Genomic DNA, 24,885 nt, shown 5'->3' on the forward strand with positions numbered 1-24,885 from the left:
GGAAAAGGGCCGCATCCGGCAAGGATGCGGCCCTTTTTGTTGCCCGTTTGACGGCGGCTACTGAACCGACTGGCGGGGCGCGGCTGCGGTCGAGGCCGGCGCGTTCGCAGCGCCGGAAGGCTGATAGGGACGCTCGCCCGCGGGCTCGGCCTGGGCCGGAGCCGGAGCCGGCGCAGGCGTACGGGCGGCGGGGCGAGCCGCAGGCCGGCGCGCAGGCGGACGGGCTGCCGTCCTTGTCGGCGCAGCCCGGGGCGTTGCGGCCGGCGGGGGCGGCGTGTCGGCGGCCGCTGGCTGGGCAGGCGGAGCAGTTGTCGTGGCGGCCGGAGCCGGCGCAGCGGCGACCGGCGCGGTCGCAGCAGGCGTCGTGGCGGCCGCGGCGGCGGCGCGGGCCACCAGCTGCTGACGGGCCTGGAAGCGGTGAGCCAGCTTCTCGGTCAGGACCCGCGCGGCGGCCGGCTCCATCTGGGCCATGATCGCGGCCAGAGAGCGGGGCCGCATGGCGGCGGCGACCGGCAGGCGGACATCGTCGTCCAGGGTGGCGAAGACGCGGGCGGCTTCCTTGGGACGCATGGCGGAATAGACGGCGACCAGACGGTCGTTCTCGGCCTTTTCCTGCTCGCTGACCTGACCCAGCAGCACCCGGACCTCGGCCTTCACAGCCTCGAGGGCGGCGACCTTGGCGTCGAGCTTCTGTTCGGCCGTGGCCATCAGCGGCAGCATGGCCGCCAGATCGGCGTCGCGGGCGTCCAGCTCGGTGCGGCGCCCGGAGAGCGACTGGAGAATGCGCAGTTCGGCGGGCGAAATCCCGGCCTGCTGGGCCAGTTGTTCCGGTGTCAGGGCGCAAACAGCGGCGGCGGCCGACGCGGCCGGGGCCGAGGCGGGCACGGCTTCCTCTGCCCAGGCCTTGGCGCCCTCGAACATGCCGGGGGCGACGCCGACGGCGCGAACGACCACCACCCCGCCGATGGCGATGGCGATCAGGGGCAGCAGGCGGGGGATCTTGCTCATGATCGGTTACTCAGCAGACGCGAAAGGGGTCAGGCGGCGAACAGGTCTTCGTCCAGACTGCGGCGGGCCCGGTTGAGGCTTTGCTTCGCAGACTGGTTAGCGGTCAGCGCGCCGAGGATGGCGGCGACATTGTTTCCGCCTGCGACCGGCGCGGGGGCACGGGCGGCGGCGGGCGCCATGCCCTGGATGCGTTCGGCCAGGGCTGCCATACGCAGAGCACGTTCATCCTCGATCGGCGCGACCGGCGTCGGCGCGAGAGCCGGTTGGGGCTTGGCGCGGACCGCCGGAGCCGATTCGGCGGACGCAGCCGGGGCGCGGGCGATCAGGGCTTCCAGCTGGGCCTTCACCTCGCGGGCCTTGATGATCCGGTCGTGAAGCAGGTCCGTCTCCTGACCCGAGGCCCGAAGATTGGCCATGGCCGCCTCGGCGCGGCCGGCGGCGATGTTCAGCTCTGTGACGGCCGAGGCGAAGGCCTGCTGACCGGCCCTCAGGGCCGTCAGCTTTTTCTCCAGCCGCACGCCGTAGCCCAAGGCCGCGACCAGCAGCAGCATCAGCACGCCGTCCAGAATCATGCCGGTCATCAAAGTTTCCCCTTCGTCAGACTGGTGGCGGCCTCGACGCTGATCGGCGCTTCGACGCGCACCGCGATATGCTGGCCCTTGCGGCCCATCCGGCCGGTCGTGACCGGGATCGATCCGCAGCGGACCGAAATATCGCTGTCGGGCGTGGCGTTGAGCATCAGGGTGTCGCCGACCTTCAGCGCCAGCACCTGCGACAGCGGCAGCTGCTGCTCGTCCAGCACCGCCCGGACCTCGGTTTCGGTCGTCCAGAGTTCGGTGGCCAGGTGGCCTTCCCAGATGTTGTCGCGGCCGAACTTCTCACCCATGAACTGCTGCAGCAGCATCTTCCGGATCGGCTCGAGCGTGGCGTAGGGCAGCAGCAGCTCGATGCGACCGCCCCGGTCTTCCATGTCGATGCGCAGCTTGACCAGAATGGCGGCGTTGGCCGGTCGGGCGATAGCGGCGAAACGCGGGTTGGTCTCCAGCCGGTCGAGCGTGAAGTGAACCGGCGTCAGGGGTTCGAAGGCCGCGCGGGCGTCGGCCAGCACGACCTCGACCATCCGCTGCACCAGCACCCGTTCGATCGTGGTGTAGGGCCGGCCCTCGATACGCAGGGCCGCCGTTCCGCGACGGCCGCCCAGCAGCACGTCGACGATCGAATAGATCAGGTTCGAATCGACCGTCAGCAGGCCGTAATTGTCCAGTTCCTCGGCCCGGAACACCGCGAGGATGGCCGGCAGCGGGATGGAGTTCAGATAGTCGCCGAACCGGATCGACGAGATATTGTCGAGGCTGACCTCGACGTTGTCAGAGGTGAAGTTCCGCAGGGACGTCGTCATCAGCCGCACCAGGCGGTCGAAGACGATCTCGAGCATCGGCAGGCGCTCGTAGGACACCAGAGCCGAGTTGATGATGGCGCGGATGCCCGAGCGCTCGGACCCATCGTCGTCGCCCAGATCGAAGCCCAGCAGACTGTCGATCTCGTCCTGGTTCAGGACCCGTTCGGCCATGCCGGCCGTCGGGCGCTCTTCCGCCGCGCCTTCGGCGAGGGGGTCTTCCGTTTCCGCGAACGGATCGGCGTCGTCGGCGAAGGCCGCGTCGGTCATGCCTACTGCACCAGCATTTCTTCGATCAGCACCGCGTCCACCTTGCCCGGCGCGGCGATCAGATTGACCCGGCGCAGGATCTCGGCGCGCAGCTGGAAACTGCCCGCCGACCCGGCGAGGTCTTCGGGGCGCAGTTCGCGCAGGAAGCCCTGGAACATGTCCTGCATCCGCGGCATCTCGGCCTGAAGCTGCTCGGCGACGTGGGCGTCCTTCGTTTCCAGCGTCAGCTTCAGCTTGAGGAAGGTCGGACGGCCGTCCGGCGACTGAATGTTCACCACCATGTCGGGCAGGGTGAAGAAGGTGACGCCGTCAGGCCCTTCGGCGATGACGCCTAGAGACGGGTCAGCCGCTGCGTCTCCGCCGCCGCCATGTCCCCCGCCCTTCTTCTCGTCCTTCTTGGCGTGTCCGCCCTTCTTCTCACCGCCGTGCCCGCCGTCTTCGGCCGCGGCAGGCTTGGGCTGCATCAGGAAGAAGGCCGCGCCGCCACCGCCGCCCAGAACCACGAGGGCCGCAGGGATGATGATGAACAGCAGCGGGAGCTTTTTCTTCTTCGGGGCCTCGCCCTCTTCGCCTTCCGGCGTGGGCGCATCCGACACGGCGGGCAGGCTGGCGTCATCGCCCGCAGCCGCACCCTTCTTCTTGCCGAATTTGAACATGCGCCGCGCCCCGAGAATCTCTCGGTCCATACGAGCGCCTTTTGGTTAATGAGGCGTTAGGAACCGGCAAAACCTGCCGGGCTTCACATCAAGCTGTACGGCGAAAAAGCCCGTCGTTGCTGGATTAACCGTGTTGGCACGACCGTTGCGAGGGAGGATCCGAAAGGAGCCGCCCGTGGAAAACGCCGCCTACGTTGGACTGTCACGCCAGATGACGCTGCGCCGCGAGCTCGACATCGTGGCCAACAACATCGCCAATGCGGACACGACCGGCTTCAAGGTCGAGCAGCTTCTGCTCGGCGAGGAGATCGGCGAGCGGGCCCGCAACGCCTTTGTCCGCCCCGGTGTCAGCTTCGTGCTCGATAACGGCGTCGGCCGCGACTACGGCCAGGCTCCGCTGGCCCAGACGAGCCGCAATCTGGACTTCGCCATCGAGGGCGAAGGCGCCTTCTTCAAGGTCACCGACGGGGCCGGCGACGGCTATACCCGCGACGGCGCCTTCACCGTCGACGGCGAAGGCAAGCTGGTCACCGAGGGCGGCGCGGCCGTCCAGGGCGACAGCGGCGACATCATCCTGGATCCCGCCCTTGGCGAGCCGTCCGTGGCCTCTGACGGGACCATCAGCCAGAACGGCGCCCTCGTCGGCCGGCTGTCGGTCGTCCGCTTCGACACCTTGGCCGCCCTCGAGAAGAGCGGCGACGGCCTGTACCGCAACGCCTCCAACGCCGCCGCCGTCGAGGCGACCGACGCCCGCGTGCGTCAGGGCATGCTGGAAGGCTCGAACGTCAATCCGATCCTCGAGATCACCAACCTGATCGAGATCCAGCGCGCCTACGAGAGCGTCAGCCGGATGATCGAAAACACCACCGACCTGTCACGCCGCGCCGTCGAGCGGCTGGGCCGGGCATAGAAAGGGAGACTGAGACATGCGCGCACTCAGGACCGCAGCCTCGGGCATGTCCGCCCAGCAGCTGAACGTCGAGGTCATCTCGAACAACATCGCCAACATGAACACCGTCGGCTTCAAGCGTCAGCGGGCCGAGTTCCAGGACCTGCTGCGACCCAGACCAGCGGCCGCTACGACATGGCCGTCGATGGTCGCGGCTATTTCCAGGTCATCCTGCCCTCGGGCGAAACCGCGTACACGCGGGCCGGCAACTTCTCGGTCAACGGCGAGGGCCAGCTGGTCACCGACGACGGCTATGCGGTCGAACCCGCCATCACCATCCCGCAGGACGCGGTCGACGTCTCGATCTCCAAGGCGGGTCAGGTGCAGGTCATCACGGCGGGAACGACCGAGCCGGCGACCGTCGGCCAGCTGGAACTGGCGACCTTCTTCAATGAAGCCGGACTGGAAGCGATCGGCGACAACCTGCTGATGGAAACCGCGGCCTCGGGCTCGGCGACGGTCGGCACGCCGGGCGACGCGGGTCTGGGTCAGATCCTGCAGGGCTACACTGAGTCCTCGAACGTCGACGCCGTCGCCGAGATCAGCGCCCTGATCGTGGCCCAGCGGGCGTATGAGATGAACTCCAAGGTCATCACCACCGCCGACCAGATGCTGTCGGTCGCCTCGCAGGTGAAGTCGTGAGGACGCTGATCCTCGCCGCCATAGCGACGCTGACGTTCGCGGCCCCCGCCTTCGCGGGCCCGGTGACGCTGAAGGCCAATCCGGTGGATTCGGACGGCCGCGTCACTCTGGGCGATCTGTTCGACGGCGCCGGCGGCGCTTCGAACGTCGTGGTGGGCCAACGCGCCGGCCCCTCGATCGTGTTCGAGGCCGGACAGCTGCAGAGCCTGGCCCGTCAGTCGGGTCTGGACTGGGCAAATCCGACCGGCCTGCGCCGGGTCGTGGTGCGCAACGCCGCCATGGCGCCGGGCGCGTCTGCCGAAGTGACTTCGAACCCCGCCGCCGCGACCGCCGCACCCGTCGTTGCGCGGCCCGCCCTCGCCCGCACGGCCTATGGCGAACGGGTCATCAACCGGAACGACATCGTCGAGGTCGCCTATGAGGTCGGCGGGGTCCGCCTGACGATCAGCGGCCGGGCCGAGGGCAACGCCGCCGTCGGCCAGCGTCTCGCGATCCGCAATCTGCAGTCCAACCGGGTCATCGACGCCGTGGCCACCGCTCCCGGTCAGGCCGCCGCCGGTCCCGCCGCCCGCGCCTCCACCCAACAACTCGCCGCCCGCTGAGGGGAAACAGTCTGATGCGTACCGCCCTGATCCTGACCGCCGCCGCCTCCTGCCTCGCCCTCGGAGCCTGTTCGACGGCCGTGGAGACCGTCATGGGGCCGCAACTGGCCCCGATCGGCTATCCCTCGGCCCTTGTCCCGACCGATCAGGTCATCATGGCCTCCGCCGCCCAGCAGCAGGCTGACCGCGCCGCCAGCGCCAACAGCCTGTGGCGGACCGGATCCCGCACCTTCTTCGGCGACCAGCGCGCCCGCAGCGTGGGCGACATCCTGACGGTCAACATCAACATCGACGACCGCGCCCAGACCCAGAACTCGACCAACCGGTCGCGCAGCAACGACATGAACGCCGGCGTCAGCAACTTCTTCGGTCTGGAGAACGCCCTCGGCCAGGCCTTCCCGGGCGGCTTCGACCCGGAGAAGCTCATCGGCCTGGGTGGGGAGGTCAATGCGTCCGGCTCGGGGTCGGTAAACCGGGCCGAGCGGGTCAATCTGACCATCGCCGCCGTGGTGACCGGCGTCATGGCCAACGGCAATCTGGTCATTCAGGGCCGGCAGGAGGTGCGCACCAATCGCGAAGTGCGCGAACTGACTGTCGCCGGCATCGTGCGCCCCGAGGACGTCAGCTCGGCCAACACGATCGCCCACACCCAGATCGCCGAGGCCCGCATCAGCTACGGCGGGCGCGGCGACATCAGCCGCGTCCAGGCCACGCCGGCCGCCCAGTCGCTGGTGGAGCGTTTCAGCCCGTTCTGACCGGTCCACAGCTTCGCGCTATTTTCGTCACAAGGCGAAAACTGCCGGGTGACGGCAAGCGGGGCCGTGAACCGTTAATGAAACGCAGCGTTTGGCCATCAGACGCGAGTGTTTTTGATGCTGAAGTTCGCCATCCCTGCTGTCGCCGCCCTCGGCCTGATCGCGTTCGCCGCCCAGTCGCAGGCGACGAATTCGGACGCCCAGACCGGCGTCGCGCCCATGGCATGGCACCTCAGCCACGAGGGCGAAATGGCCAAGCTGGCCTATGGCGTCGCCAACTCGGACCAGCTGGCGCTGATGATGACCTGCGAGCCGGGTCAGGCGCAGGCGGTCCTGTATGGCGACGTGAAGCCGGTCGGTCCCCGCATCCAGAAGGCGTCGATGAATGCCGTCGCTATCGATCCTCTCAGCGGCGGACTGGCGGACGAGATCCGGCTGTCGGTCGAGGACCCCTCCCTCAAACAGCTGGCCCAGCGCGGCAGGATGGCGGTCGAGGGCGATGCGGGCGCGTTCGAGCTGACGGCCACGCGGGACGAGCGCAAATTGATCGACCAATTTTTCGCCCATTGCGGACATCGCGGCGTCTGACCACAATCGGCCGAACCTCAGCGGGGGCTGAACATGCTCGCCTTACTCGCCGCCGCCTTCATCGCCGGGCAGACGCCGTCTGCCCCGGCCTGGACCTGGACCCTGTACCCCGACGCCGCGCCTGTGGTGCTGGCCAATGAGGTCCCCGACACCGCAAACCTGCGCGCTACGCTGGAATGCGATCCGGGGTCGAGCGTCGCCCGGCTCACCCTCTATGGCATCCCCCGGACCGGAATGGCGCGGATTACCGCGGGGGACGCGGTCGCAATGGCCGAGGCCGCGCCCGCCCGGGGCGACGCCACCCGTCTGACCCTGCGCACAGACCACCCCGTCTTCGCGGCTTTTGCGGCGAGCGGCGAGATGAACGTGCTGGTGGGCGACCACCGGCGGCCGGTCGAAGTTCCCGCGGGCCATCTTGCCAAGCTGCGCCGTTTCTCGGAACTGTGTTCGGGCTGAACCCGGAGACGACATGCGCAGCCGCACGATCCTCGCTCTTGCCGTCCTGGCGCTGACGGCGTCGGCGTGCGCGACCGCCGCGCCCGACAGCCCCTCACCGACGGCTTCCAGCGGTTCGCCCGTTCCGGTCGAAGGCTACGACTGGTTCTTCCACGTCGACGAGGACGCCGCCCGGCTCGCCTATGGTCTGGCCGAGAGCGATGATCTGCGGCTGGGTCTGGACTGCGCCCGGGCGTCAGGCCGGTTGTCGCTGAGCGGCATGGCGCAGAACGCGTCCAAACCGGAGTTCTATCTTGAGTCCGGCGGCGAGACCGAGCGGTTCCCGGCCACGGCGGAACCCTCACAGGTCAACGACGGCGTCTTCCTGAGCGCAGAGGCGGCGGCGGACGCGCCGGTGTTTCGACGTTTCCGCCAACTGGGCTGGCTGGCGATGTGGCAGGACGGCGCGAGACAGGCTTATGCGCCGCACGCGCACTCGGCGCCCAATATCGAGCGCTTCTTCGCCTTCTGCGGTTGACGCGGAGCGCCGGCTCCGGTGCAGTCCCTGCTCCTCGGGAGGGACCTCATGAAGACCGTCATCGCCGTCAGCGCCATCGCCCTGCTTGCCGGGTTCGCCCCGCCGGCGCTGGCCCAGACACGGGCTCCGGCGGCGGTCGCTCCCGTCGCCCCCAATGCGGCGCTGGCTTCAGTGCTGGCGGACTATGAGACCTATTTGCGATCCGTCGACCCGGTCACAGCCGGCATGGAAGGCGACAGGGCGGCCCTGTCCCGGCTGGGCGACGCCTCGCGCGCGTTCGAAGTGGCGCAGGAGCCCGTCCTCAAGGGATTCGCAGACCGGCTGGCGGCGATCGACCCCGCCGGCCTGACCGACGACGAGCGGCTGAACCATGCGTTCATGACCTATGTCGTCAAGCGCTCGCGGGACCGCATCCCGCTGGACACCGGCCGCATCGACGCCTTCAGCTCCGAAGGCGGCCCCGGTCAGGGCCTGAGCTATGTCGCCACGGTCACCCGCATCTCCACGGCCGCAGACGCCGAAGCCTGGATTGCGCGGCTTGAGGCAATGCCGAAGATCTACGCCGATCAGCTGGACAATGCCCGGCGCGGGCTGGAAACCGGCATGGTCCAGCCTCGGTCGATCGTCGAGAACGCCCTGACCCTGATCGAGCCCGAGGCCGCGCTGACTCCCGGCGCCGATCCGCTGCTGAAACCCTTCGCCGCCCTGCCCGCCTCGATCCCCGTGGATCAGCAGAACGCGTTGCGCGCGCGCGCCGCCCGCGCCGTGGCGGACGGCGTCATGCCGCAGCGCCGCGAATGGGCGCGGTTCCTGCGCGAGGACTATCTGCCCCGCGCGCCCGAAACCTTGGGTCTGGTCAACCGGCCGGGCGGGCGGGAGACCTACGCCTATCTGGTGCGCGGTTTCACCACTACGGACCTGACCCCGGATCAGGTGCATCAGATCGGTCTGGAAGAGGTTGCGCGTATCCGGGCCCGCATGGATACCGAAATGCACGCCGCGGGCTGGACCGGGGACTTCGCCGGTTTCCTCAACTTCCTGCGCACCGATCCGCAGTTCTACGCCACCACGCGCGAGGACCTGCTGGAGAAGGCGTCGGAGATGGCCAAACGGGCGGACGACGGCCTGCCGGCCCTGTTCGGAACCCTGCCTCGCCTGCCCTACGGCGTGAGGCCTGTGCCGCGCGAGATCGAGGCCAACTACACCACCGGCCGCTACAACCAGGGCTCCATCGAGAACGGCATCGCCGGCGGCTATATGGTCAACACCTCGAGCCTCGACCAGCGCGGCCTGTACGAGCTGCCGGCCCTGACGCTGCACGAGGCGGTGCCCGGCCACCACCTGCAGATCGCCCTGCAGCAAGAGGCCGAGGACGGCCCCTATTTCCGTCGCGGGGTCGACGTGACCGCCTTCATCGAGGGCTGGGGCCTGTATTCGGAGTTCCTCGGCGAGGAGATGAATTTCTACCGCACCCCCTACGAGCGGTTCGGCCGGCTCAGCTACGAGATGTGGCGCGCCTGCCGGCTGGTGTCGGACACCGGCATCCACTGGCTGGGCTGGAACATCGAGCAGGCCCGCGCCTGCTTCCGCGACAACTCGGCCCTGTCCCCCCTGAACATCGAGACCGAGTTGCAGCGCTATATCGGCTGGCCCGGTCAGGCCACGGCCTACAAGATCGGCGAGATCCGGCTGCGCGGCGTCCGTTCGCGGGCGGAGCGCGAGCTGGGCGACCGGTTCGACGTGCGGCGCTTCCATGACGCCCTTCTGGTCGACGGTCCCCTGCCCATGGCCCTGCTGGACGAGCGCATGGACCGCTGGATCGCCGAGGAGAAGGCCCGGCCCGCCGACTAGGAAGCGGGCGCGGCGACCCGGCGCGTGAAGTCCATGTGAACCAGCAGGGTTTCAGCCCCGGTCTTGTAGCCCACAGCGAAGATGTCGAACGTCCGGCGATCGCCGTCGTATTTCGAGACCATCTTCATCGGCGAGACCATGCCGTCCTGACGCACGAGGTCCGTGTGCCAGATCATGGTGCGGGTGTCGGCGTTCCAGTAGCCGACATCCTGGCGCATGCGGTGCTCGTTGGTGTCGCCCCAGACCCCGACATAGCGGCGCGTGGCCGAGTCCCAGCCCCACAGGCCTGTGCCGCTGTAGGGCATGCCCTCGATGTGGAATTCGTTGATCAGCCAGTTGCCGTTCGAGCGCAGGGTGTTGTCCTGAACGCCGCGCGCCGTGGTCGGCGGGCCGCCGGGCGTGCTCGCGGGGAAGGTGACGACCGCGTCCCAGATCCCGGCCTCGAGCTTCATGGGCTCAAGCTCGGTTCCCGGCGGGGACCCGGCGGGCGGCGTCTGGGCCGCTGCGGCCGGAGCGAGGATCAGAAAGAGCGAGACGGCGAAACTGGCGATGCGCATGTGAGGACCTCTTGAAGACGCCTCTCCCTAGCGCTCCGGTTCCGCAGGATCGCCCGCCTTCGTCGAACGCTGATCGCAAACCGTCAGGGCGCCGGCGCCCGGCAGGGCCAGGCAGACCCTGCCGGCCCCCTCCCGGTGCATGATCAGGCTTCGACGCCCACGCCGATGGGGCACACCACCCCGGTGCCGCCAATGCCGCAGTAGCCTGCCGGGTTCTTGGCCAGATAGCCCTGGTGATAGTCCTCGGCGAAATAGTACGGCCCGGCAGGCGCGATCTCGGTGGTGATCGTGCCTCGCCCGGCTTTCGACAGGGCGGCCTGGTAGGCGTCACGCGACGCTTCCGCTTCGGCGCGCTGTTCGTCGTCCAGATAGTAGATCGCCGAACGGTAGGTGGTGCCGATGTCGTTGCCCTGGCGCATGCCCTGGGTCGGATCGTGGTTCTCCCAGAAGGCTTTCAGCAGCTCGCCGTAGCTGATCTCGTGCGGGTTGAAGACGACCTGCACCACCTCGGTATGGCCGGTCTTGCCCGTGCACGTCTCCTCATAGGTCGGATTGGGCGTGATGCCGCCCGAATAGCCGACCGAGGTCACCCAGACGCCCGGCAGCGTCCAGAAGATGCGCTCGACGCCCCAGAAACAGCCCATGCCGAAGATGGCCGTCTGGAACCCCTCGGGATGCGGCCCCTTCAGCGGCCGACCGGTGACGTAGTGGACTTCGTCGGTGTGCAGGGGCGTGCTCCGTCCCGGCAGCGCCTCGTCGGCGGTCGGCATTTCGTGGGATTTCCTGAACAGCATGGGCGGGCTCCGTGGTGGGCCGCGGTCAGAAGGCTCCCGCCTCCTTGATCCGCCGCGGCCGTTCGAACGATCAAACCCCTATATGGGATGTGTTCAGGCGCTTGCCGAGGGGGGCCGGGTGTTCTATCAGCCTCGCCTCGCGCCGGATCGACCTCCGGCGTGACACGAAGGCCTTTGGGCGACGTCGTGGAAACGGACAGGTGGCGGAGTGGTCGATCGCGCACGCTTGGAAAGCGTGTGTACGTGAAAGCGTACCGAGGGTTCGAATCCCTCTCTGTCCTTCACGCTTTAAGCCCCGAAATAACTAGACTTTTCCCGAAACGCCGGTCCATTCTTGTCCAGACCGGACCAGCTCAGTCGGCCGACAATGCGGGGGTAAATGCGTGGGTAATATCCGCTCGCTCAGCCGGCTTTCCGCGAAGTTCGTGAAGCACGTCAAGGATCCGGGAAAATATGCCGACGGCGGTGGTCTTTGGCTCCAGGTTCATGGCCCAACATCCAAAAGCTGGATTTTTCGCTATCGGTTAGACGGGCGAGAACGCGAACTTGGGCTAGGTCCGGCGGCAGATGTCACATTAATTCAAGCTCGAGAGGCCGCTGCTGAAGCCCGAAGAATGAAGCTGAGCGGTCTCGATCCCGTCGATGCCAAGCGAGGGCTTAAAGCCAGCCGGCAGGTTGAAGAGCGGCCGAAGCAGATCACCTTCGATGAAGCGGCCACGGCTTATATCCGGAGCAACCAAGCCGGCTGGAAGAACGCCAAACATGGCGCGCAATGGCAATCTACCCTCACGGCCTACGCCACCCCGGTGTTTGGCAAGCGTTCTGTCGCTGAGATCGACCGCCCCTTGGTGCTGAAAGCGCTGGAACCGATCTGGGCGACGAAATCGGAAACCGCGTCGAGGGTGCGCGGCAGGATCGAGTCGATTTTGGATTGGGCCACCGTCATGGGCTATCGCTCCGGCGACAACCCCGCCCGCTGGAAAGGAAACCTCGACAAGGTTCTCCCGGCTCGCAGTCGTGTTCGGTCGGTTCAACACCACCGCGCGTTGGCGTACGCGGAGATGCCGGACTTTGTTGCAAAGCTGCAGGCACAGACCGGCGTGGCCGCCCAAGCCTTGGCGTTCACGATTTTGACTGCAGGTCGAACCAGCGAAATCTTGAGCGCGCGATGGGAGGAGGTCGATCTCGAGGCGAAGCTATGGACCATCCCGGCCAGCCGCATGAAGGCCGGCAAAGAGCACCGTGTGCCCCTGACCTCGGCCGCCTTGGACATTCTGGAGTCTCGCGGATCCGGCGGTCGTGCCGGGTTGATCTTCCCCCACCCGACCACGGCTAGCGCCCTTAGCATAAACGCGATGCGGGCCGTGCTGCTGCGCATGAAGATCGACGTCACGGTGCACGGTTTCAGATCGGCTTTCCGCGACTGGGCAGCCGAGAAAACCTCGCACGCAAATGAGGTGGTGGAGATGGCCTTGGCACACGCGATCGGAAGCCAGGTTGAGGCCGCATATCGCCGCGGTGATCTTCTCCAGAAGCGCTCCGCGTTGATGGATGATTGGTCGAAGTATCTTAGAAATTCAGCTTAGTAATGAAGCACAAATGAAGACGTTGGACAGCACATCAAGCCGCCGCAGCTTTGCTGCGTGGATGGATAGTCAGAACGTCCATCTGACAGATCTTGAGGCAAGCGATCAAGTAAATCTTGTAAAGGAACTGATTTCCCCGAGACATTGGTGGTGGCACGACGATATTGGCTTTAACGAGGAGCCGATACCTATAGAAATGATAACTCTTGAGCGCGCAACCCTAATGCTTACGGGCTGGCATGTCTCAGGTTATGAAAGCCCCACGATGAAGTTTGCTTGTTCTTCTACAGGACAGAAATTTGCCGCTGGGCGGCATATTAAAACTGCGTTCGATATACTGAAGCTAAGAGCGGGTAATGTTGATAATGTACGGAAAATAGATCGAGGATTCTTATCCTCTAAATGGTACCCCTGCTCGTTTGTCGACTTGCAGACGGCACGACGGACTCTGCGACAAGCAAATAACTCGGAGCAATTCCTGAGTGAGCCCATCGAGCTTCTGTTGCGGGACTGCGCCTTTGTCGCCGATGTGATGCCGACCTACGCGCAGCTCCAAGCCGAAAATGCGACGTTGAGGGAAAAACTGCTTCAAATCAGCACATCCAGCAAAGCTGCGACCGTTAAACGCGCAACCCGCATGCTCGAGGCTCTGAAAGAATTAGAGGGGTTCGCAAAAGTCAAATGGGGAGCCCGTACATACCTTCTGGATGTCTACGAGGACGAGGTTGTCAATGATCCAAGGGCGGCTGAGCTGAAAGTGCCGACTCGCGATGAGTTAGAACGCTGGATCATAGACCGTCCCTCCAGGTCCCGGGCCGGTTCATAAGCCATCGGGAATGTAAAGAGCGCGAGCGACGAAAACTCTAACGACGGCGTCTGACGCGCTCGCGCACTTCGAAGGTCAAATACGCGGCTTCAGAATGGGTTCTTTCCCTGATGGAGGCCCCAGTTGACGATCCCCCTCGATTCCACCGCGAGCACGAAGTTCGTGCGCGCCAAAAACGCCGCCCGCTGGGCGAGCGTGTCCAAGTCCACCTGGCATAACTGGGTCCGCGACGGTCGTGTGCCGCCGGGGATCAAGCTGTCGCCGGGCGTGACCGTCTGGAACCTCAACGAGGTCGCGGTCGCCCTCGGTCTGGAGATGCGCTGCGGTGGCTAAGCGCATCATCCCCTCTCCCGCATCGCATTCGACCGTCTGCGATGTCCCTGGCCTCGCAGACGGACTGGCGATCAGCAGTCTCGACTGGGCCCTGCGGTCGCCGGCCGTGATCGACCAGAGCCTCGCCCCTCCCGGGGCCCCCTTCGCTGTCGTGATGTCGCCCTGTGACCACACCGACTGCAAGGCGCGCCGCCAGGCGATCGTAACCGAAGACGAGCCCGCCGATGCCTTCACCGACCTGATCGCGCCGGAGTTCTTGTCGACCCTGACGAACGAAGACCGCCGCTGCTTGCACGTCCAGGTCATGCCGACCGCTCGCCTGGCCATCGACCAGGTGTCCGAGGGCGTGGCGCGTACGGTCGAGCCCGGCCTGGAAGACGTCGCCCGAGTGTCGTCGCCGGAGCTGCGCGCCGATGTCATGCTGGCGCTCGGCTGGCTGGTCGCGACCTGCGGCTGCTTGCGAGCGCTCATGAACTCGCTGCCGGACGACAGCTTGCCGGGAATCTACGTCCGCGCGGGCGCCGAGCTGCAGACGCCTGGTCAACGGGCGGAAACCGAACAGGCAGAGCAACGCCGGCGTCAGCTTTCCCAGGACTGGTCAGTCCATCTGAAGGCCAAGGCGGAGGCGCGTCGTCGTCCGCCGATCGGTGACCTGTTCGGCATGTTCGACGCGTCGACCGCCACGACGGCCAAGCCGGCCGCTCAACCCGCCCCCTAGCAACTTCCGGCCGCCGCCAGCGGGGCCGACATCTGGATCCGACATGACCCTTCGCTCAACTTTGAAGAAGACCACTCCGCCCGCTGAATCGATCAGCCCGATCACCGCGGCCCGCCTCGCTCATGCGGCGAGCCGGGAAGTCCCGGGCAACCTGTTCCGACTGCTTGTCGACCTGTCCTCCACCGACGCGGTCGGCCAAGCGCCGCCCTCCGATGACGAAGACACCGATCTCGGTCCGCCCTGGGAGGTGGACCCGGTCATCTCCGAAGCGGCGTCGACCGCCTCCGACGCCGCCGGTCCCACCGACGCCTAAGGCCCCGCCCTAACCTGCCCCACGACCCAGCCCGCCGCTCGAGCGGCGGGCATTCTTTATTCCGGAGAACCCATGTTCGACCAGCTCCCCGCCCCCAGCCTTGGCGATACGGCGCCCACTGACCTTATGTCCAAGGCCGTCCAGGCCACACTGGCGTCCGCCCAAGCCCAGGCCGAAGACAAAGACGCCGAAAAGCGCCATGCCCGTCATGAGGAGCGGGAGCGTGATCGCGCGATGTCGCGTCACCGCCACGATCTTCTGAACCCCCTCGCCTGGTGGTCTGGCGCGGACAAGGCCGACCTTGAGTGCGAGGTCAACCGCTGCCCACCTCAATGCTTCGCAGGCCGCCGGACGAAGCTGCCCCCGGTGACGGTCGATCCGTTCGGAAGCCGCCAGCCCCTTGCTGGGCCCCGGGCGGACCCGTTTGGCGTCTTCGACGGCCTCGGTCGCCTGCGCCATGACAAGGTGTGCACCACCGGCCTGAGCACTTCCCAAACCGCCGCAGCCTACAAACGCATTCTTCGCGGCAACGCCAGGGGTCTCGTCTTCTCGACGCACCTGACCATCACCTGGTCGATGGTCGGAGTTCACTCCGATCGCGGCGTCCATGACGGCCAGCGTAAGGTCTTCGCCGTCCTGCGAGACTGGAACCGTCGCAACCTCGCCCAAGGCCGCGCGCCGCTGACCTGGCTGTGGACGCTCGAGCGTTCCAAGGCGAAGGGTCTGCATAGCCATGTGATCCTCGCCTGCGATCCGGACCGACGCGGCGCTCTGCTCCGGGCGGTCGCCCGCGCCATCCGCGACTACACGGGCCTCGCCGCGGCGCAGGTGAGCGCCAGACAGGTGGCCGTGCAATCGCACTTCTCGTCTGCTCCGACGAAGCCCGCCTATGCCATCGCCATGACGTCGCCGGCGAAAAAGCTCGACGGATCCCCGTCCCTGCCGCGTGAGATGCGCGCGCAATGGGCCCTGTGGCGCTACATCTTCAAGGGCGTCGAGGCCTCGTACTGGGACGGGAAGAACTCGATGTTCCGGGCCCTCGCCCGTTCGCCTCAGGGCGTCATCCAGGGCCAGCGGTGGGGCTACAGCACCGCCACCCTGGGGGACGCCGCTTGGAGCCGGTATGCTCTAGCGGCGGGCCTCGACCCTGAAGGCGTCACCCGGTTTATCGATAGCCTGTCAGCGATCGAATATCCGGAGCGGATCGACGTCGACAGTCCGACCTGGTCTGCCTGAACGGACCGGAACGACAAGTAGGGGGGCGGCCGTAACGGCCGCCCCCCTTTTTTGTCCAGCGGAAGGGTCGTGGTTTCACCACAGGTCGGATGTGTGGAAGCGCGACGCGGGCCTCGGACAGTTTTCCAGGATGAAACCGCGCGCCATGGAGCCTAAGTCACTGTAATCCATGGGCCCTCCAAGCACTCTTTTAGAACGCCGGCATTTTCGTCATCATGCCGACAGCCGCCCGGCAGCGGCGCCTTGGGCCTGATACCCATTGAGGGTCGCGCTGGGCGTGAACCAGCGATCACGCTCGATCGGCAGGCCGAGCCGGCCGCGGACCGCACGCAGTTCGGCCACATCCAGTTCACCGATTTCGACTAAGCCGAGGCCGAGGTCGCAAACGCCCCAGGCGGTGCGTTCATCGGGGCTGAGAGCGGCGATGAGCCAGGTCGCCCCGGCGTCGGGCGTGAACAGCTTCAGGATGGGTTGCGGGTCATAGTCCCGCCCGGTCCGGCGCGCCTGATCGAGTTCGGCCCACTGTCGTTGCAGTCGGCGCATCTGTGCAGTGGTGATCAGCTTGGGCATGCCGGCGTCCCTCCGGCTTTAAGGAAGGGATGGCGGTGGAGAGACATTAGCTCACCCACCAGCTGCTCCATCCTGGCGCTTGGCGTACCAGTGCGGTCGATGCTGGGATCCGAGATGAAGGCCTGGCGTCCGTCCAAAGCGCCGATTAGCGCCCCTGTCAGAATGAAGGCGTCCTGGCCGGCATTAATGGAGGCCAGGGCCGTGAAGGCGGTCGTCAATGAAACCTGACGCAGGGCGAGCGCGCGGGCCTGATCAACAGCCGCCACCAGGTCTCTCTTGGTTTCGATCGGCAAGCTGCGGCCGCCGGCGACACGGGCTACGCGGTCCTCACCTTCCCAATGAAGGGGAGCGAGCGCGCGCGCCCTGCCCTCGCCCAAGACGGCGAGGCGCAGGAAGATGGTCGTCAGCTCCAATGCCTCCCCGCCGGCGGCCCCGGCTCCAAACTGCATCGCCAGCTCCGCAGCCTCGGCCTGAGCCGCCTTTCGGTCGGTGCGGCGCAGAATGCAGATGGGCGCCAGGCCTGCGACGAAGGCCGCGGTCGAGGCCTGCGTGGTGGGTCCAACCGCACTCACCACCGCCGGGCGGCCTGCGCGCTGCGCCCAGGCTCGGATGAGACGACGAAAGACGTCGTCGATTAGGAGCCGCTGATGCTCGATCAGGCTCACGGTTAGATGAACCAGGATGTCGTCGCAGGTGGGCCAGGAAGAGGCCGGCTGTTCGCCGACCCTCGCCCCACAGGCCGCGCCCCAGACCATCCCGACCGCCCGGTCGAAGATCGGATCTGCAGTGATGAAGGGGAGACGCGATTGCATCAGATCAACGCGTGAACCGGCGACAGGTCAGTGTAGCGTGCCGTCAGACGGCGTGCTTGGTCCGGGTCCCCGGCCAGCGCCAAGGCACCGATGGCGTCTTCCAGAACAAGGTTGACGAAGCCCGCCTTGTCGCCTCGGGGCGGGGTCAGGTGGGTCTGGTAGCGGGCCGTCGCGCGCTGAACCTGATCATTGAGGCGCGGCGCGATGACGAACAGGCGGCCGGCGTCATAGAGACCGGCGTCGATCATGCTCTGGGCCAGCATGTGAAGCCGCCAGCACTGCTGGACAGGGTTTCGGCGCAGGTCAGGGACCTCAGGGTCGATGAAGAGCTCGCTCGCGTTCGACAGGTCGTCGTAGCGGGGACGCATGCGCGGTTCCGGTTCGGCGCAGGTCTCGCTGTACTTCAGCTCAAACGCGAGGAAGGCTTTGCGGCCATCTTCCTGGCGGATGATGATGAAGGCGTCGAAGGCGGTGCCATCCGCGGTGAAGGTCGGGTCGCCGCGGCCCGGGCTATGTTCGAAGGAAACCGAACAGACGCGGCCGGCCAGATCCGGCGCGATCTCGCGCACGAAGGCCTCGGCCAGACCGCGGTCGAGCTTCAGCGGGCCCATCAGGTTCAGCGCCAGGGGCGTCGAACTCAGAAGGTTCTCGTAGAGCCGTTTCTCTTCCCACATGGAGCCCGGTTCACGGTACGCGAGCTCGCGTCGGGCCAGGCGATGAACGTCCAGAGAGAGGAAGTTGGCGCCCGACGCCCCGTCGTAGGTCGCGACCAGGTGGCCCATCTTCTTCTTGCGGCCGGCGGTGGTTTCATAGGTTCCGACGCCCCAGCCCGCAGCCTCGCGATGAAGGGCTTGGAGCAACCTGGCACAGGCGCGGAAGCGGCTGTCGGCCTGGCAGAGAACCTTATGTTCCCGCAGCAGGGTTTCAGGGATGAGCGGCAGGCGATCCGGCGGAAAGAGCTCCACGAGCAATCCTCTTTGACGTTTTCGAACGTCGAGGATTCATCGAGGCGGATCAGCAGATCACCGACCAAACACCGGTTCCCTCTTCTCAATAGTTCTCTCCGGAACGTGCAGGGAACGGATTTTAGATTGCGGTGGTTGTGGGGTGAAAGGCAGTGGAGAGGGGTGTGGTGGGTTGGGGTTTGGTGGGGGGGAAGGAGTTATATGATGTAGCGTTCAACCAGATGACCCAGCATCGATGGCGGCGATAGCGCTGAGGCAGTGGTCTAGCGATATCGTGCCCGCCCGACTCAAATTATTGAAACGATCCGGCCGATTTCTGTCGAGCTGACCGGTCCAGGCCTCGTCCCATGGAGTATCTGAAGCGAGCGACCAATACCTTCGGAATTCAGGGATGGCTCCAGAACTGATCGAGCCGTCGCTAGACATCGAACAGCGGCTACGCGCCAAGAACAGACGTTCGACCGCGCCTAGAAGAAGACCTTCGAGCTGTGCCGGATAAGCTCTGGGACCGCAACGGCGACAATACCGATGAGCGTCTCGCCTATCGGGCAAGTTCGATGACGCGGGCTCGCGCGCTGTCCAAGTCGAGCCGGTGAGTCGTGTAGGTTAGGTTGGACTCAGATCCCGAATGGACCACGAAGCCGTCGGTCGCCCCGATCGCATTCATGGCCCGGTAGAAACCGGGACGCGGCGGCTCACCCGGGCTTGTCTTGCATTCGATGGCCACCAGCTTGCCGTTGTGCGGTCTGAAGTCGAGGATCAGGTCGATCTCGTCGGCACCCTCAGGGCCGTCCTTGCGATAAAACTGCGCCGCTTCTGGCCGGTTCGATGCGGCGATCAGCGTTTCGATCGCGTATCCCTCGAAGCTTTCGCCCATGATCGAATGGCTTCTCAACTGAGCGCTGGTTTCGATGCTGAGGACGGCATGGAGCAGGCCGCTGTCACGAATATGGATCTTGGGCTTGAGCGAGAGAGTGGTCGTGCTGCCGGCGGGATAGTTCCGGAGGATGCGGACAACGCCCAGTTGGTCCAGCACATAGATGGCGGACTTGGCCTCCGACTTCTTGCCGAACGGCGGGTCCACGAGGTCGAACTCTCCGCCGTTTTGGTCGGCCACCCAGGTGAGATAGTCCATCATCTGGATGCCGGGCCCGATGCCCTGGGGGGCGTAATCACGCAGCATCAGGCCGTCGATCAGATCGCGCCGCATTTTGAGACTGGCCGCGTCGCTCGCCGCTTCATAGCTCTCCGGCAAACCGCCTCTCAGCCAGTGCCGGTCCGCCTCGAACGCCGGGCGGTTTGTGGCGGTCTCGACAGGCTCAAGGTTGGCCTCCGGTCCCGAGGGCTCGACCATGGCGAGCTCCTCTGATCGCAGTTCATGGCGCTGCAGAGGGTCCAAAGCGACGAGCTGTACGGTTCCGGAGAGTTGTTCCTGCAGTTGGCGTCGGGCCCCGAGATCGAGGGGCGAAATGACAAAGCGGGTTAGGCGCTCGGCTTCGATGAGGCGAAAGGCGTCAATAAACGCCGCCGCGCCCGAGGCGCTGAGGTGATCCAGCACCTGAATCGGTGCTGTGCAGGACGCGATATCGGCCACGGTCACCCGCTGCAGACCGCTCTGTTCCTCGCACCATTGCGCCAGCAAGGTGCTCCGCCCGACACGCGGCAGACCGTAAAGCACGGTGATCCGACTGTTCGGCACCGTCGCGTTGAGCCGGGCCCAGGCCTGGTCGCGGGCCATCAGGCGGGGCGTTCGAAATCGAGGACGACGACGGCGACACGCCCTGTCCCCGCCATGGCGCTCCCCCCAACCAGCGCGTCCCGCAACGCCTGCGGCGACGTGGGCTTGGGCTCGCCGGCCGGCGGCGCCTGAAGCGGCTTGGAGGTTCCTTCGCCGAACCAGAGCACCAGATAGATACCGGCCTCCGCCCGCCAATCGTTGACGTAGAGACGATCGAGCTGGGCATCGGCCGAGACCCACAGTTCCCGATGCCACTGCCCCTTGATCTCGACCGGCACCCCGAGGTCGCCGAGCTGGAAGAAGACGTCGCATCGCTTGTCGTCGGCCAGGTGGGCCTCGGGAATGGCTTCGATGCCGAACGGCAAAGGCCGCATCATCTTGAGCAGTTGGTCGCGGCAATCTTCTTCCCGACGCGGGACGCCCAGGTCGAAGAAGTCGCGGTGCCAGTTGACGTCGCTCCCGCGGAGTTTGCGCTGAACCTCGTCGAGCTCCTCTAGGAGCACGGACTGCAGCTGCAGGGCGGTGGTCGGCGCGGAGTCACTAACCACGGCGCTGACGGCTTTTAGATTTGGGGCGCGCCAGTCGGCCTCGACACGGTTGCGCTCTTGTTCGGCCAAGGCTGAGCGGACGAGCTCGGTGTATGGATCCTGCGGATCGTCACGCAGCGCGACCATGGCCGCGACCGCCTCGTCGGAAATATCCCCCGCGAGGCGTTTGATCAGGCCCGAAATGAAGGCGCTCGCATCCCACGCGTTCGTGTCGCCCAACGTGACGCCCTCAGGGCGGCCTTCACGCGGAAACTGGACCCGAAAGCGCCGCAGGAGCCAGAGCGCCAGCGCCGGATGCATCTCGACCTGACGGCCCTGTTCGCGCCGATTCCCGGTGCGAGAACGCACATGCCAAAGGAGATCGGACGGCGTGTCGCCCGCCGCCTCTAGGTCTTTCCGGGTCGTTTCGAAATCGACAAGCAGGCCGACCGTATCCCAGATCAGACGACGTTCCGGATCGGCGGAGGCTCGGGCGCGCCGCTCGCGGGCAATCGCACCGAGGGACGGCCGGGCTTCGGGCACGGCCAGCAGATGGTCGACCAGTTCGGCTTCCGCGGCGGGCGGAAGGTCCTTGAAACGCTCAAGCCACTCTAGGGCCAAGCGCGTCGCAAGGCTCGCATCAGCGGCTTCGCGCATCAGGCCGTAGAGGCCATCGACGTGGGCGCGTCCTCGTTCCAGTTGAGGCTCGAAGAAGAGCCTCAACGCCTCCTCCCAGACACTGCGCCTACGCAGCTCGTCGCCGAGAATCTGGTCGAGGTCCGGGACACCCGCATGGTCGTCGATCCGGGTGGACCGGATCTCCACGAAGCCCGCCATGACCCGTTCGGTCGGCAGGTCGGCAAAGCCCCGTCCCGTGCGATGTCGCTCGATCAGCGCGGCCACGATCACTTGGGCCGCAGCCCAGCTCTTATCGTCGGCGTGGCTCTCGGCGATCTCCGTTGCGCTTGGTTTGACGGGCGTGATGTGGAGGAAGGCTTCGAAGCCGGCCAGGGCGGCGTCGCGCAGGTCCGGCCCGAGCCACTCCTCCAATCGCCCCGAACCGTCGGCAGTCTCGTCGCCCATGTCGGCGAACAGCTTGAGATAGGCCTTGGCCGGGTTGACGATAAGGCGGAAGGTTCCGGCTCGGAGTTCGTCGATCTCGCTCAGGAAGCCGGCACGGTGGCCTTGCCACTGGGCTAGTTTCTCGTTCTCGCGGGCCCGGCGGCGCTGATCTTGATCGATCTGCCATTGGGGCGTGTCGGGCCGTTCGAGCTTGTCGAGCCAGGCCTCGTCTTCCGGGGCGCCCGCGGCAAAACGCCGGGCGGCCTGACGCACATCCGCGCCCTCTTCGGTGCTGTGACGCGCGATCGAGACCACGTCGAGCCAGCGGGGGTCGCCAGGCTCCAGCAAATCCAGCAAGGCGATGACGTCGCCCGCGTCGAGCGTGAGCCCCGGGGAGCGCTCGCTGAGCCTGTAGGCGACGTACCAGAGATTTCCCTCCACAGGCTGGTCGAGCAGCGCCATCCGCTGCACGGCGCGTCTCAAGCCGTCGTCGGCCCGGAGATGCTCGGCCACCGCATCCCTGGCGTCCCGCTGATAGCCCTCATGCCGACCGAGCGGGTCCAGCCAGCGCCAAAGCTGCTCGGGCGTCACCGTTCGGGCAGTCAGCAACCGACCCAGAAGCGTTTGGGCCAGATCGGTATAGTGGGGCAGCCTTTCGTGGCGCTCGTCGTCGATTGCGGACGCCGCGGCCGATATCGCATCGAGCAAGGAACCGATGCGATCGATCGGCAGCTTCCGTTGCAGCCGGTAGAGGATCCCGATCGTTCGGTTCTCGAGGGCGAGTTGGGCGGTGACGACCCCGGCGATCAGATGGTCATTGAAGCCCTCATAGTCGGCCAGATCCAGGATTTCGACGCCCAACCGGATCGCGTCCTCGTCCCCCTGGGCGAGGAGCGCCTCGACGATCGCGGGCCAGTTCCGCGACCGGTCCAGCTCGTGGAGCCGGTCCGCCGCCTCGCTGCGGAGGCCAAAGGCGGTATCGGGCGCAAGGATGAGGGCTTCCAGTTCGTTGGCGAGGGTCGGCAACACCGCCGAACCCTTGACGGCCTGCAGGATCAGCAGCCGCAATCCGAACTCGCGGTCGCCCGACGTAATAATCGCCTTGAGACGAGGCAGGAGCGGAAACTGTGCGAGACCGGCCAAGCGATACTCACTCCAGTCACGGAACCAGGGGTCCTTGGCAGCCAGCGCCTCAAGAGCGTCTAGGAGTCGCTCTGCCGAGGCGAGGGTGAGCTTGTCCCCGTCGCCGTACTGGATGACGCCCATGGGATTGGCCGCGATGATGTCGCCGGCGAGATCCGGACTGTGCCAGGCGATCCAGGCGTGCAGACCCCGCAGGCTCGCAGGCACGAGGTTGGGCGCGTTGAACAGGGTCAACAGCCGGCGCTGCTTTCGAAGGGTGTCAGCACAGCGCGCGAGCCAGCGCGCCCCGAGGAACTCACCGATAGAGCGGTGAGCATAGGTGAAGCGGTCACTGCCGAGGGCGACGAAGAGCCGGGAGTCGAGGACGTCCCGGATCGCCCCCGCCTTGGGAAGCTCGGCGATCTCGCTGAGCGGGACATCCTCGGCACAGGCATTGACGCGAAGCGTGACGGCTTCCTGACCCGTCAGGATCAGCGTGGCGAAAGCGGCGCCGGCCGCGTCGAGAACCGCCACCTCACCGAGAGAGACAAGCTTCGCCCCGATCTTTGCGTCGCGATGTTCTTTGCGCAGCATTGCGGTCGCGGCCTCAAAGAGACCGCCCCGGGAGGTAGGTAGGTCGCCGTGGCCGAGAACTTCGCGGATCAGGCTCAGGGTCTGCGGATTGCTCCAGAGTGCAGCCAGTCCCTGATCTTCGAGCGAGACCGCTGCTGTCTCTGCCGCATCCTCGCCAAGGCTCTGGCTAAGCACGTCGACGGCGTCCTGCCGGTCAAGCGGCTCGAGATAAAGTTCTATAGGGCCTTCGCCGTAGAGGTCGGAGAGACCCTGCAGGGCCGTCGCGCTGCGCCAGTCCGCGACGCGACAGGACAGGATGAAGCGCGGATAGCCGAGAACGCCCAGCCGGTTGAGGACAAGGTCGACCGCGTCCCCCTGCTGACCCGCCGACACCTCATCGAGGGCATCGACCACGAGGGTCTGAGCCCCGCCAAAGCGGGCCACCGTATCCGGTGCGTTGATCAGGGCGCGGGCGGTGCAGACCTCATAGCCGGCCTGCCCCCTGAGCTGGTTGAGTAGCGTCGACTTCCCCATGCCGGCCTCGCCGAGCACGACAAGGGAGCGGGAGGCGGTCGCCAGAAAGCTCTGGTCGACGATCTTGCGCTCGCGCCCATCCTGAAACCAGAGGGTCCGGTTGACGATCAGGCCCGTCACGAGGCGTGGGCCTCGGCGGCGCGCAAGCCCTCCAGATGGTCCTGGCAGACCGCCTCGACGGCGTCGCGCAGGGCTGCGACCCGCTCGGTCAAATAGGTCAACTCCTCAGCGGAAATCCTGTAGTGCCGGGAGTAGCGCGCCTTCACATAGGCAGAGGTCGCCTCAGCGAACGCGGCGCGCAGCACGTCCACCACGCGGTGGAGTGCCAGGCGCTTCAAAGTCGGCAGATGATCGAGACTCGTCTTCACCGTCGGAGTCTCCCCGACTGGGTTCCACACGGCAAGGGCGAAACCGTCACGGCTCGTGCTCCATCCGCAGCATTCTCGCCGCCGCCGCTCACCCATTGCTTTCCGCCGTGTTCAAAGGCTCGCTGCAGAGCACGCCACGCCGCGTTGAGGGGAGATGAGCTTTCACGATCCTCACACCTGCCGACGCGCGCTGCGCTAGATCGGCGAGATCCGCTGTCGCGGTGTTCCCGGACAGTCAGATGACCGACCAGGAAGAGCTGCAATCGATCGCATCGATCTGTCCTGCGCTCAATATGTTCTCCTAAGTGAACGCCCGGGTCGCCGCGATCTGGCCGAGCTGGAATCCCTCGGCTGTCTCGTACGCTTGGGTCGCGCGCAAGCGCTAAAGTTTCGCGCATCGATTGCTGAAGAGCGCGGCTACGCTTAACCCGCCGCCCTTGGTTCTCGGCTCAGAGCGGACCCTGCTAAAGGCCGCTATGAGTCAGGATCAGCCTGCTGGAAGCAGGCGGGCATTGGCACCGACTGTCTAGAACGCCGTAGAAGGGCGTAAAGGCTCATATC

At 66.2% G+C, this 24,885-nt stretch carries 25 protein-coding genes, 1 tRNA gene and 1 pseudogene; 15 read left to right on the plus strand and 12 right to left on the minus strand.

What is annotated here, in order from left to right:
- Positions 1-57: 57 nt before the first annotated feature.
- From ASD25_RS23290 to ASD25_RS23305, 4 genes are read right to left on the minus strand one after another with little or no spacing between them, the layout of a single operon-like run.
- Entirely contained in the window at positions 58-1,008 is a 951-nt protein-coding gene (locus tag ASD25_RS23290; RefSeq protein ID WP_056620872.1) for a MotE family protein, read from the minus strand.
- Positions 1,009-1,037: 29 nt separating this feature from the next.
- Positions 1,038-1,589, minus strand: coding sequence for a DUF6468 domain-containing protein (locus tag ASD25_RS23295; protein WP_056620874.1), 552 nt, complete (start codon positions 1,587-1,589; stop codon positions 1,038-1,040).
- Positions 1,589-2,674: a flagellar motor switch protein FliM gene (fliM, locus tag ASD25_RS23300; RefSeq protein WP_056620875.1), complete on the minus strand. Its 1,086-nt coding sequence runs from the start codon at positions 2,672-2,674 to the stop codon at positions 1,589-1,591. The genes ASD25_RS23295 and fliM overlap by 1 nt, the downstream gene beginning before the upstream one ends.
- Before the next feature lie 2 nt (positions 2,675-2,676).
- Positions 2,677-3,330: a flagellar basal body-associated FliL family protein gene (locus ASD25_RS23305; RefSeq protein ID WP_056620877.1), complete on the minus strand. Its 654-nt coding sequence runs from the start codon at positions 3,328-3,330 to the stop codon at positions 2,677-2,679.
- Between the two features lie 175 nt (positions 3,331-3,505).
- Between ASD25_RS23305 and flgF the strand changes: the two genes are divergently transcribed.
- From flgF to ASD25_RS23345, 8 genes and pseudogenes are all read left to right on the plus strand, one after another.
- Positions 3,506-4,240: a flagellar basal-body rod protein FlgF gene (flgF, locus tag ASD25_RS23310; protein ID WP_056620879.1), complete on the plus strand. Its 735-nt coding sequence runs from the start codon at positions 3,506-3,508 to the stop codon at positions 4,238-4,240.
- Between the two features lie 16 nt (positions 4,241-4,256).
- Positions 4,257-4,921 (plus strand): annotated as a pseudogene (locus ASD25_RS23315) (flagellar hook-basal body complex protein).
- Positions 4,918-5,523 (plus strand): flagella basal body P-ring formation protein FlgA, encoded by a 606-nt coding sequence (locus ASD25_RS23320; RefSeq protein WP_056620881.1) that lies wholly within the window; start codon positions 4,918-4,920, stop codon positions 5,521-5,523. The pseudogene ASD25_RS23315 and the gene ASD25_RS23320 overlap by 4 nt, the downstream one beginning before the upstream one ends.
- Positions 5,524-5,537: 14 nt before the next feature.
- Positions 5,538-6,278, plus strand: a complete 741-nt coding sequence (gene flgH, locus ASD25_RS23325; protein ID WP_056620882.1) for a flagellar basal body L-ring protein FlgH — start codon at positions 5,538-5,540, stop codon at positions 6,276-6,278.
- Between the two features lie 117 nt (positions 6,279-6,395).
- Positions 6,396-6,866 (plus strand): hypothetical protein, encoded by a 471-nt coding sequence (locus ASD25_RS23330; protein ID WP_056620884.1) that lies wholly within the window; start codon positions 6,396-6,398, stop codon positions 6,864-6,866.
- Positions 6,867-6,899: 33 nt separating this feature from the next.
- A complete protein-coding gene (locus tag ASD25_RS23335) occupies positions 6,900-7,322 on the plus strand; it encodes a hypothetical protein (protein WP_082572579.1) in 423 nt (140 codons plus the stop codon).
- Between the two features lie 13 nt (positions 7,323-7,335).
- Entirely contained in the window at positions 7,336-7,839 is a 504-nt protein-coding gene (locus ASD25_RS23340) for a hypothetical protein (RefSeq protein WP_056620888.1), read from the plus strand.
- Between the two features lie 48 nt (positions 7,840-7,887).
- A complete protein-coding gene (locus ASD25_RS23345) occupies positions 7,888-9,690 on the plus strand; it encodes a DUF885 family protein (RefSeq protein WP_056620890.1) in 1,803 nt (600 codons plus the stop codon).
- Here the strand turns inward: ASD25_RS23345 and ASD25_RS23350 are convergent.
- A complete protein-coding gene (locus ASD25_RS23350) occupies positions 9,687-10,247 on the minus strand; it encodes a DUF1579 family protein (RefSeq protein ID WP_056620892.1) in 561 nt (186 codons plus the stop codon). The genes ASD25_RS23345 and ASD25_RS23350 overlap by 4 nt on opposite strands.
- Before the next feature lie 143 nt (positions 10,248-10,390).
- Positions 10,391-11,041: a peptide-methionine (S)-S-oxide reductase MsrA gene (msrA, locus tag ASD25_RS23355; protein ID WP_056620894.1), complete on the minus strand. Its 651-nt coding sequence runs from the start codon at positions 11,039-11,041 to the stop codon at positions 10,391-10,393.
- Between the two features lie 194 nt (positions 11,042-11,235).
- Between msrA and ASD25_RS23360 the strand changes: the two genes are divergently transcribed.
- The 7 genes from ASD25_RS23360 to ASD25_RS23385 all read left to right on the plus strand — a co-directional run bounded on the left by ASD25_RS23360 (position 11,236) and on the right by ASD25_RS23385 (position 16,053).
- Positions 11,236-11,322 (plus strand) — tRNA-Ser (locus ASD25_RS23360).
- Positions 11,323-11,424: 102 nt separating this feature from the next.
- Complete coding sequence (locus ASD25_RS23365) at positions 11,425-12,627, plus strand: site-specific integrase (RefSeq protein ID WP_235562853.1); 1,203 nt, start codon at positions 11,425-11,427, stop codon at positions 12,625-12,627.
- Positions 12,628-12,640: 13 nt separating this feature from the next.
- Positions 12,641-13,453: a hypothetical protein gene (locus tag ASD25_RS30720; RefSeq protein ID WP_156389432.1), complete on the plus strand. Its 813-nt coding sequence runs from the start codon at positions 12,641-12,643 to the stop codon at positions 13,451-13,453.
- Between the two features lie 123 nt (positions 13,454-13,576).
- Positions 13,577-13,786 (plus strand): AlpA family transcriptional regulator, encoded by a 210-nt coding sequence (locus ASD25_RS23370; RefSeq protein ID WP_056620896.1) that lies wholly within the window; start codon positions 13,577-13,579, stop codon positions 13,784-13,786.
- Positions 13,779-14,504 (plus strand): hypothetical protein, encoded by a 726-nt coding sequence (locus ASD25_RS23375; protein ID WP_056620898.1) that lies wholly within the window; start codon positions 13,779-13,781, stop codon positions 14,502-14,504. The genes ASD25_RS23370 and ASD25_RS23375 overlap by 8 nt, the downstream gene beginning before the upstream one ends.
- Before the next feature lie 43 nt (positions 14,505-14,547).
- Positions 14,548-14,817: a hypothetical protein gene (locus ASD25_RS23380; RefSeq protein WP_156389433.1), complete on the plus strand. Its 270-nt coding sequence runs from the start codon at positions 14,548-14,550 to the stop codon at positions 14,815-14,817.
- A 72-nt stretch (positions 14,818-14,889) separates the two neighbouring features.
- Entirely contained in the window at positions 14,890-16,053 is a 1,164-nt protein-coding gene (locus tag ASD25_RS23385) for a hypothetical protein (RefSeq protein WP_056620902.1), read from the plus strand.
- A gap of 213 nt (positions 16,054-16,266) precedes the next feature.
- On the opposite strand, the gene ASD25_RS23390 is transcribed toward ASD25_RS23385, so the two are convergent.
- The 6 genes from ASD25_RS23390 to ASD25_RS23415 all read right to left on the minus strand — a co-directional run bounded on the left by ASD25_RS23390 (position 16,267) and on the right by ASD25_RS23415 (position 24,324).
- Positions 16,267-16,623, minus strand: coding sequence for a DUF2958 domain-containing protein (locus ASD25_RS23390; protein WP_082572580.1), 357 nt, complete (start codon positions 16,621-16,623; stop codon positions 16,267-16,269).
- The gene (locus ASD25_RS23395; RefSeq protein WP_056620904.1) at positions 16,611-17,435 is read right to left on the minus strand and encodes a hypothetical protein; all 825 of its coding nucleotides are present in this window, start codon (positions 17,433-17,435) and stop codon (positions 16,611-16,613) included. Before ASD25_RS23395 ends, ASD25_RS23390 begins: the two co-directional genes overlap by 13 nt.
- Positions 17,435-18,400, minus strand: coding sequence for a hypothetical protein (locus tag ASD25_RS23400; protein ID WP_369816671.1), 966 nt, complete (start codon positions 18,398-18,400; stop codon positions 17,435-17,437). The genes ASD25_RS23395 and ASD25_RS23400 overlap by 1 nt, the downstream gene beginning before the upstream one ends.
- Before the next feature lie 541 nt (positions 18,401-18,941).
- Positions 18,942-20,138 (minus strand): DUF4143 domain-containing protein, encoded by a 1,197-nt coding sequence (locus tag ASD25_RS23405; protein ID WP_056620908.1) that lies wholly within the window; start codon positions 20,136-20,138, stop codon positions 18,942-18,944.
- On the minus strand, positions 20,138-24,076 hold the full coding sequence (locus tag ASD25_RS31065) for an NACHT domain-containing NTPase (protein ID WP_056620910.1): 3,939 nt from the start codon (positions 24,074-24,076) through the stop codon (positions 20,138-20,140). The genes ASD25_RS23405 and ASD25_RS31065 overlap by 1 nt, the downstream gene beginning before the upstream one ends.
- Complete coding sequence (locus ASD25_RS23415) at positions 24,073-24,324, minus strand: hypothetical protein (RefSeq protein WP_056620912.1); 252 nt, start codon at positions 24,322-24,324, stop codon at positions 24,073-24,075. The genes ASD25_RS31065 and ASD25_RS23415 overlap by 4 nt, the downstream gene beginning before the upstream one ends.
- Between the last annotated feature and the right edge of the window lie 561 nt (positions 24,325-24,885).

The organism is Brevundimonas sp. Root1423 (assembly GCF_001426805.1).

What these genes read in the sequence shown, in the direction of transcription:
- ASD25_RS23290 (WP_056620872.1), bottom strand. Translation starts at nt 1,008, where the DNA reads ATGAGCAAGATCCCCCGCCTGCTGCCCCTGATCGCCATCGCCATCGGC.
- ASD25_RS23295 (WP_056620874.1), bottom strand. Translation starts at nt 1,589, where the DNA reads ATGACCGGCATGATTCTGGACGGCGTGCTGATGCTGCTGCTGGTCGCG.
- fliM (WP_056620875.1), bottom strand. Translation starts at nt 2,674, where the DNA reads ATGACCGACGCGGCCTTCGCCGACGACGCCGATCCGTTCGCGGAAACG.
- ASD25_RS23305 (WP_056620877.1), bottom strand. Translation starts at nt 3,330, where the DNA reads ATGTTCAAATTCGGCAAGAAGAAGGGTGCGGCTGCGGGCGATGACGCC.
- flgH (WP_056620882.1), top strand. Translation starts at nt 5,538, where the DNA reads ATGCGTACCGCCCTGATCCTGACCGCCGCCGCCTCCTGCCTCGCCCTC.
- ASD25_RS23330 (WP_056620884.1), top strand. Translation starts at nt 6,396, where the DNA reads ATGCTGAAGTTCGCCATCCCTGCTGTCGCCGCCCTCGGCCTGATCGCG.
- ASD25_RS23335 (WP_082572579.1), top strand. Translation starts at nt 6,900, where the DNA reads ATGCTCGCCTTACTCGCCGCCGCCTTCATCGCCGGGCAGACGCCGTCT.
- ASD25_RS23340 (WP_056620888.1), top strand. Translation starts at nt 7,336, where the DNA reads ATGCGCAGCCGCACGATCCTCGCTCTTGCCGTCCTGGCGCTGACGGCG.
- ASD25_RS23345 (WP_056620890.1), top strand. Translation starts at nt 7,888, where the DNA reads ATGAAGACCGTCATCGCCGTCAGCGCCATCGCCCTGCTTGCCGGGTTC.
- ASD25_RS23350 (WP_056620892.1), bottom strand. Translation starts at nt 10,247, where the DNA reads ATGCGCATCGCCAGTTTCGCCGTCTCGCTCTTTCTGATCCTCGCTCCG.
- msrA (WP_056620894.1), bottom strand. Translation starts at nt 11,041, where the DNA reads ATGCTGTTCAGGAAATCCCACGAAATGCCGACCGCCGACGAGGCGCTG.
- ASD25_RS30720 (WP_156389432.1), top strand. Translation starts at nt 12,641, where the DNA reads ATGAAGACGTTGGACAGCACATCAAGCCGCCGCAGCTTTGCTGCGTGG.
- ASD25_RS23380 (WP_156389433.1), top strand. Translation starts at nt 14,548, where the DNA reads ATGACCCTTCGCTCAACTTTGAAGAAGACCACTCCGCCCGCTGAATCG.
- ASD25_RS23385 (WP_056620902.1), top strand. Translation starts at nt 14,890, where the DNA reads ATGTTCGACCAGCTCCCCGCCCCCAGCCTTGGCGATACGGCGCCCACT.
- ASD25_RS23390 (WP_082572580.1), bottom strand. Translation starts at nt 16,623, where the DNA reads ATGCCCAAGCTGATCACCACTGCACAGATGCGCCGACTGCAACGACAG.
- ASD25_RS23395 (WP_056620904.1), bottom strand. Translation starts at nt 17,435, where the DNA reads ATGCAATCGCGTCTCCCCTTCATCACTGCAGATCCGATCTTCGACCGG.
- ASD25_RS23405 (WP_056620908.1), bottom strand. Translation starts at nt 20,138, where the DNA reads ATGGCCCGCGACCAGGCCTGGGCCCGGCTCAACGCGACGGTGCCGAAC.